Source organism: Streptosporangium sp. NPDC049644, assembly GCF_040675205.1.
GTDB classification, from domain to species: domain Bacteria; phylum Actinomycetota; class Actinomycetes; order Streptosporangiales; family Streptosporangiaceae; genus Streptosporangium; species Streptosporangium fukuiense.
The window spans coordinates 20152-27825 of record NZ_JBFAOJ010000114.1 but is presented as its reverse complement, the minus strand read 5'-3'; the positions used below and the strand labels follow the sequence as shown (position 1 = coordinate 27825).

6 protein-coding genes and 1 pseudogene are annotated in these 7674 nt (G+C 66.9%); 4 read left to right on the top strand and 3 right to left on the bottom strand.

Going from position 1 to position 7674, the window contains the following annotated elements:
• Window positions 1-186: 186 nt before the first annotated feature.
• The 4 genes and pseudogenes from AB0J58_RS38510 (at window position 187) to AB0J58_RS38495 (ending at window position 4243) form a co-directional block, all read left to right on the top strand.
• On the top strand, window positions 187-891 hold the full coding sequence (locus AB0J58_RS38510) for a hypothetical protein (protein ID WP_364225174.1): 705 nt from the start codon (window positions 187-189) through the stop codon (window positions 889-891).
• Window positions 892-978: 87 nt separating this feature from the next.
• The gene (locus AB0J58_RS38505; RefSeq protein WP_364225171.1) at window positions 979-1536 is read left to right on the top strand and encodes a DUF6461 domain-containing protein; all 558 of its coding nucleotides are present in this window, start codon (window positions 979-981) and stop codon (window positions 1534-1536) included.
• Between the two features lie 325 nt (window positions 1537-1861).
• Window positions 1862-2894 (top strand): annotated as a pseudogene (locus AB0J58_RS38500) (IS630 family transposase).
• A gap of 224 nt (window positions 2895-3118) precedes the next feature.
• Window positions 3119-4243 (top strand): transposase domain-containing protein, encoded by a 1125-nt coding sequence (locus AB0J58_RS38495; RefSeq protein ID WP_364225168.1) that lies wholly within the window; start codon window positions 3119-3121, stop codon window positions 4241-4243.
• On the opposite strand, the gene AB0J58_RS38490 is transcribed toward AB0J58_RS38495, so the two are convergent.
• The 3 genes from AB0J58_RS38490 to AB0J58_RS38480 form a co-directional block, all read right to left on the bottom strand.
• Entirely contained in the window at window positions 4230-4925 is a 696-nt protein-coding gene (locus AB0J58_RS38490) for a hypothetical protein (protein ID WP_364225165.1), read from the bottom strand. The two genes, AB0J58_RS38495 and AB0J58_RS38490, sit on opposite strands and share 14 nt — an antisense overlap.
• Before the next feature lie 575 nt (window positions 4926-5500).
• Complete coding sequence (gene araA / locus AB0J58_RS38485) at window positions 5501-6997, bottom strand: L-arabinose isomerase (protein WP_364225163.1); 1497 nt, start codon at window positions 6995-6997, stop codon at window positions 5501-5503.
• Entirely contained in the window at window positions 6994-7662 is a 669-nt protein-coding gene (locus AB0J58_RS38480) for an L-ribulose-5-phosphate 4-epimerase (protein ID WP_364225161.1), read from the bottom strand. The genes araA and AB0J58_RS38480 overlap by 4 nt, the downstream gene beginning before the upstream one ends.
• Window positions 7663-7674 lie beyond the last annotated feature (12 nt).

Genomic DNA, 7674 nt, shown 5'->3' with positions numbered 1-7674 from the left:
AGCCCCAGCAGAATCGGCGACATCGTCAAAGCCGCGCTTGTTCTCACCCATTTCGAACATGGCTACCTGACGTGAAAGTCGCTGAGATCACCTCACTGCCAATCAAACTTGGAGTCGCCATACGGCCCGAATCTTCGAGAGAAGTCCAACGCATCATGGAACGCTAACCCGCTGGAGAACTTCGCGATGACCTCTACCGCAGCCGGCGCGGAAGGAGCAGACAAGATATCGACCTGCCGCTTCTCCCTCCTCGTTAAGGTGAATCCGATCGGGAGCAAAACCCGGTACGTCAACGTCTGGACCAAAGCCGGGGTCAGCGATAAGGAGTTCAAGACCCGCTGCGATTCCGCATCGTACGTTTATACCCCTTCCGGCGGCTGTGTCTTCACTTATCGAAGTGCCTTCATGGAAATGAGGCGGAATGACGTTAACACCAATGGGGAGGAGTGGCCTGAGCAGTACGACCACATCAAGAAGGCGCTGACCAATCCGAGCGCAGACCCCACCTATCCGATCCACGGCGGAAAGCTCTATCCCCACTCCTTCGGACGGACAAAGAACATCCCAGGAGGATCTCCACAGAACCCGCTTCACCGTCTCAAGAACCTTGCTTTTGGCGAGGTACAACGAGAAAAGTCGGAGTATGTATGCCATAAGGAGATTCAGGCTACCTGGTCCAGCAACATTGAAGGCGACCCGCTGGCCGAGAATTGCGACGAGTATCCTTTCGCCTCAGTCGAAGAGGGTTCTCTCGGAGCAAACCCCGATTTTAACTTCTCGGTTCTGCTGATCAGAGCCACTCATAATCAGGCGTACGGCCGCGCCTTGGGCGCTTGGTACGGAAACAATCGTATCCTCAAGGAAGATCCTTTCTGGATCAAGCTGCCCTAGGATGACTCGGGGGGTGCGGACGGTGACGTTCCGCACCCCCTGTACGCTCGTCGAGAAGAAAGCGAGAGAGCCTGAATGAGTGGAGATATGTCCTGGCTGGTCGAGGGATGGGATCTCGGAGATATCTGGTGCCTCGCTTTCGTGAAGGACACAGAACCGTCAACGGCGTTGCTGCGCATCGGTGCGGACCAGGGCACGATCCGGCCACAGACGTTGGAGCAGCTGATGGACGGGGACCTTTCCCCCGACACGATCGTCGCAGGCGACTTCAGCGGATGGACCGTGATCTTCCAGGTCAACGGCTGGACGGCTAACGATTCCGACGTCTTGGCGCGGCTGGCGCAGGAGACCACCGTCGTCGTCGTGCTGAAGCATCCGTACGCGTCCAGCCGATTCGTCTACGCGGTCAACGGCGAGATAGTCACCAACTTCGATCCGGTGACGCCGCGCCAGCGCTATGGGAGCGATCCCGATCGTCTGCTCACTGAAATACGCAGGTCTGGCATAAATCCCAATCGCGAACCTTGCGGCTCGGGCAGGGGGGCAGGGGTTCAAGAACTCATGGTCTTGGCGCATCGGTTGACCGGCGTAACCCTCACTCCTGACATCATGAGCGCCGTGCTTTTGGGGGCGACGATCACGTGAGTACGACTTCTTCGAGGTTCGTACGCTGATCGGGCATAAGCATTCAGTAGTTCTACTCTGAATGAGATCAGCTAAGCGTATACTGAGGCGATCATAAATATTGAGATTTTCCGGAGATCCAGGTGGTTCTCCTGCCACTCCAGCAGGGCCGACTTGCCTTCCGATGTTCTCAAAAGTCCCAGAACTTATGATTGGCGCAGTATCCAGAAGTTCTGTGCGTAACCGGGCGTGAGATCGCCGGGGTGTGCGGGTGTTGACATAGGCCTCGCCGGGGGTTGGATCGAGGTTGCCACAACGTCCACCCACCGGCGAGGTCGTGGTCAGTATGCGCCCGCCTATCGTGTTCGCCAATGCCCCTGCCACCTCGATCGAGCAATTACACGCCCAACTGCGAGGTCACTGGCGGCAGGCGATCCGCGCGGTGATGGTCTTGCTGTCGCTGCACGGCCTGCCGGCGGCGCAGATCGCCAACCTGCTGGACTACGACGCCGCCACTGTGCGCCGATAGATCGACCGGTTCAACCGCCACGGCCTGGCGGGCCTAGCCGACCGCCCCGCCCCGGCCGCCCTCACCTGGGCGGCGAGCACCTAACAGGCCGGATCACCAAGCTGCTGGCCCGGCCGGGACAGTGGACCCTCGCGCGGCTGGGCGCTACCTGAACCGGCCCCGGTTGAACAGGCGCACGCTGTATCGGCGGGTGCGGCTGGTGGCCGTCTGGCGGCGTCCCAAGCTGGTCGCGCGAGGCGACCCGGACCGTTGGTGGGTGGTGGCCGCCATTGCCACACGGTTGCGAGCGTTGCCGCGCGGGGCGGTGGTCTAGGCCGCCGATGAAACCCACGTGCACCTGCTGCCACACCTCCGAGCGGGGTAGACCTTGCGCGCCGATCGTCCGGCCGTTGTCACGCCGGGCAAGAACCGGCAGGTCACCGTGTTCGGCGCTGTGGAGCTGACTACGGGGCGGTGGATGTATCGGCTGGGCCGCCGGGGCGCGGCCGACTTCCTGCACCTGCTGGATGAGGTGGCCGCCGCGTTCCCGGCCGCGCCGAAGATCGTGGTGATCTGCGACAACGACAGCATCCACCATGCGCGGGCCGCCGCGTGCTACCTGCAGGCGCACCCGCGGGTGGAGGTGTTGTACGGGGCGCGTTACAGTCCGCACGACAATCCGGTCAAGCGGATCTGGGCCGTGCTTAAGGCGTTCATCGCCAACACTGCCGTCAGCTGACCCGGCCGTCTCAGACAGATCCATGCCTTCTTCCGCGCCCGCTCACCGGACCAGTTGCTGGCCACCGCCGCCCCGTGGACCAGCCCCTGGCTCCCAGCCGGTTACAAACGGAACTTCTGGAATGCCGCTTAGAGCGGTGGGTGCGAGCTGGCAACGGACGTGGCAGGCCAGCGGCTATCACGCACCCCAGAAACACTCGAATGGGCATTAATAGGTCTACATCCGGCATGCAGCAACCGGCTACGACACTCACCTCGTGCGCATTTCTTGAGCTGATTTAGATAGGTTTGTATAGGAAATAAAGCGTTTGATCGCCTATGGCTTGACAGCGAGTGCACACGGGCATGACTACCCGAGTGAAGACTGAGCCGGTCCATGGGCGGCTGGCCGATCATCTGGCGATCGGGATCCTCACCTCCGCCTTCCCCGTACCGCTCCTCGACGAGGTCGTGCTGGCCAGCGGCTGCGCCGACCAGCGGCGGCGGGCACTGCCCGCCCGCCTGACGATCTACTACGTGCTGGCCCTGTGCATGTTCCCTGACCGGAACTACGACGAGGTCATGCGCCTGCTGCTGAACGGCCTGTCGTGGCGTTCGCACTGGGCCAAGAGCTGGGAGGTGCCCAGCGTGTCGGCGATCAGCCGGGCCCGCGCGCGGCTCGGCGCGGAGCCGCTGCGGGTGCTGTTCCGCCGGGTGGCCGTGCCGCTGCCGGAGCCCGGGGCCACCGGGTCGCGGCTGGCCGGACTGCGGCCGGTGACGATGGACGGCACCGCGCTGACCGTCCCGGAGACCCGCGACAACGCGGCGTTCGGCTACCCGGACGAGAGCGCCCGCCTGCCGTGCGTCCGGGTGGTGGCCGTGGTCGACGGCGGGACGCACGCGCTGATCGACGCGACCATCGGCGGCTCGGGGGCGGGACGGCAGGCGCTCGCGCCGAGGCTGCTGCGCCGCCTGGAGCCCGGCGTGCTGCTGCTCGCCGGCCCCGGGGCCAGAGGGGCCGAGCTGTGGCGGAAGGCGGCGGGAACCGGCACGCACCTGCTGTGGCGGACCGGCGAAGCGGGCGGGTTCCCCGTGGCGCGCCGCCTCGGCGACGGGTCGTTCCTGTCCAGGCCGCCCGGCTGGGCGGACGCCCTGCTGCGGGTCATCCCGCTGCCCGGCACGGAACGGCTGGTCACCACGCTGCTCGACCCGGGACGGGCGCCGGCGCCGGAGCTGGTGGCACGGTACGCGGAGCGCTGGGTCATGGACAACGCGCTGGCCTGGCTGCGCTCCGACCGGAGCGGCGCGACGGTCGCGCTCCGTTCCAGGACCCCCGAGATGGTGGCCCAGGAGATCTGGGCCCTGCTCTGCGTCTACCAGGCGGTACGAGCCCTGACCTGCCGGGGGGCCGGCCGCGCATGGGTGCGGCCCGCCTCCCGGATGCGTACCGGAAGGCGGGCCGAGGGCGTTCTCAGGGGCGAGGGCGTTCTCAGGGGGTGGTGAGGTACAGCTTCTGGTCGAAGACACCGGAGTTGGCGACGGTCTCCCCCATGAGCTGGAAGGTGGCGGTGTAGTTGGCCGTGCCGGGGCACAGGATGCTGCCGCTGTCCTTGGTGAGGGCGTAGTTGGTGGCCTTGGCCTGGGCCTGGGCGATCGCTGTCTTCGGACGGCTGGTGTTGTCGGGGTTGAAGGCGTCCAGGGCGATGCTGTTACCGGCGCCGGAGCCCCGGTAGACACAGCTGATGGTGCCGAACCAGCCGGTGGACACCGAGGAGACCTTGACGCCCTTCAGGGTCACGATGCCGTCGCGCCCGGGGGTCACCTTGTTGTAGACGACGCTGCCGCCAAGCCAGGAGAGCCCTACCGGGGACACGGTGGAGGAGCCTCCGGCACTGTTCGGGCAGGCCGGGCCGGGAGTGTTGCTGAAGTTGAAGACCGAGATGTCCAGCGCGGTGCCGTCCGACTGGACCGTCCCGTCGATGTTGCCCGTGTTGCAGGTGGCGGTGGCGAGCGTGGTCGAGACCGACACCGGGTCGATGAGCGTGGCCCGGATCTTGCCCGAATAGGCGGCGCCCATGTCGGTGTCCCGGTGGATCGTGGTGCCGGCCGCCGAGGCGGGAAGCGGGGCGAGAACGAGTGCCGCCATGGCGACGGCGGCGACGGCGAGGTTTCGGATACGTTTCATCGGCCACTCCCTTGTAATGTGCCGGACATCGTGAGGGTAGATAGCCGCATATGCACCGTCAATATCAATCACCCAAACACCGCGATCGGCGTCGAATATCACCTCCTAAGTCAATTGAAGCGCCGTTGACATAAGCGCTTCACCGTTGAATGAATCGATCGGCGAGCCGACCGGATTCCCGCCAGGGCGGGCGGTCCGACCGGCCGCCGGACTCCTTCACCGGCTCCCGCCACCTCTCACACCCCGGCCGAACAGCGCAGGAACCTCCGGGCAGCGAGAGCAGCGGGAATTCGACCCCCCAAGCGCTTCTCTCAACCGTTCCGCCGATCGAGCCTGCCGCGTCGCCCGAAGACGAAATCTCGGGAAAAACACTCCACCCCGTCGCCGGCGGTTGAATCGGACGCCCCTTTGTCCGTGCCCCGCCGTTGTCGCCATCCGAAAAAAACGCGGCGACCGCGCGTTTGAAAATACGCGGTCGCCGACAGTTCTGCCGGGCTTTTCGTGTGTTCGGATGACAACACGTGGAGTTCGCGGATCATGGCGGGGTCTCGCCGGTCGGCGAGACCCCGCCGGGGTCAGAAGCCCTGCGCCAGGCGGTAGTAGGCCTGGTTCCAGCGGATCTCCTTGGCGAACTGGCGGGGGGTGGTGTCGGCGTCGATGACCAGCAGCTCGACGCCGAGCATGTCGGCGAGGTCGGTGAGCTCCTCGCCGGTCAGCGCGGACGACAGCACCGTGTGGTGCGGGCCTCCGGCGGTGAGCCACGCCTCGGCGGAGGTGCTCAGGTTCGGGCGGGGCCGCCACACCGCGCGGGCGACGGGCAGGTTGGGCAGCGGCTCGGCCGGGGCGACCACGTCGATCTCGTTGGCCACCAGCCGGAACCGCTCCCCCATGTCCGACAGGCCGATCACCACCGCCGGTCCGGGTTCGGCGTCGAAGACCAGCCGGACGGGGTCCTCCCGCCCGCCGATGCCCAGCGGGTGGATCTCGCACGAGGGCACCCCGGCGGCGATCGTCGGGCAGACCTCCAGCATGTGCGCGCCCAGGATGACCTCCTGGCCCGGGGCCAGATGGTAGGTGTAGTCCTCCATGAAGGAGGTGCCGCCCTCAAGACCGGTCGCCATCGTCTTCAGGGTGCGCAGCAGCACCGAGGTCTTCCAGTCGCCCTCCCCGCCGAAGCCGTAGCCGTCGCCCATCAGCCGCTGCACCGCCAGCCCCGGCAACTGCCGCAGACCCCCGAGGTCCTCGAAGTTGGTGGTGAACGCGCCGAAGCCCCCCTCGGTGAGGAAGTGGCGCAGTCCCAGCTCGATGCGGGCGGCATACCGCAGGGAGTCGTGGCGCTCGCCTCCGGCCCGCAGCTCGGGGGCGACCTTGTAGCTGTCCTCGTACTCGGCGACCAGGACGTCCACCTCGGAGTCCGCCGTCGCGTCGACCACGGCGACCAGGTCGTTGACACCGTAGGTGTTGACCGAGACGCCGAAGCGCAGCTGCGCCTCCACCTTGTCGCCCTCGGTGACCGCCACGTCGCGCATGTTGTCGCCGAAGCGGGCCAGCCGCAGCGAGCCGACCTCCGCGCGTCCGGCCGCGGCCCGTGCCCACGCCCCGATGCGCGCGGCCACCGCCGGGTCGCTCACGTGCCCGGCGACGGTCTTGCGCGCCACGCCCAGCCGGGACTGGATGTAGCCGAACTCGCGGTCGCCGTGGGCCGCCTGGTTGAGGTTCATGAAGTCCATGTCGATGGAGCTCCACGGCAGCGCCACGTTGGCCTGGGTGTGCAGGTGCAACAGCGGCGTGCGCAGCGCGTCCAGTCCGGCGATCCACATCTTGGCCGGGGAGAAGGTGTGCATCCAGGCGATCACCCCGACGCAGGCGTCCGAGGCGTTCGCCTCCAGGCAGACCCGGCGGATCGACGCGGCGTCGGTGAGCACCGGTTTCCACACCAGCCGGAACGCCAGCGACTCGCCGAGCCGCTCGGCGATCCGCCGGGACTGCTCGGCCACCTGGGCCAGCGTCTCCTCTCCGTACAGGCCCTGGCTTCCGGTGAGGAACCAGATCTCACGCTCGTGGAGGATCAACGCGGACTCCTTTGCCCGTAGACGTTCTGGTAGCGGTCGTACAAACTGTCGACGGCGGGCCGCGGGATCGGCAGCGGCTCGCCCAGCTGGCGGGCCACGTGCACGGTGCGCGCCACGTCCTCGCACATCACCGCGGCCTTGACCGCGGCACGGGCGTCCGCGCCGATGGTGAAGACGCCGTGGTTGCGCATCAGGATCGCCGGGGAGCGGTGTCCCTCCAGGGTGGCGACGATCCCCCTGCCGATGTCGTCCCCGCCGATCAGCGCGAACGGTCCCACCGGGATCTCCCCGCCGAACTCGTCCGCCATGGCCGTCAGCACGCACGGGATCGCCTCACCCCGCGCCGCCCAGGCGGAGGCGTACGTGGAGTGGGTGTGCACCACCCCGCCGACCCGCGGCATCGCCCGGTAGACGTACGCGTGCGCGGCGGTGTCGCTGGACGGCGACAGCCCACCCCCGACCGGCTCGCCGTCCAGGTCGCACACCACCATCGACTCCGGGCTCAGCTCGTCGTACGACACCCCGGACGGCTTGATGACGAACAGGTCCTCACCCGGTACCCGCCCCGAGATGTTGCCCGCGGTCCAGGCGACGAGGTTGTAGCGGACCAGCTCGTCGTGGAGCCGGCAGACCGTCTCCCGCAGCTTCCCGACGACGGCGTTCATCCGGCCGCCCCC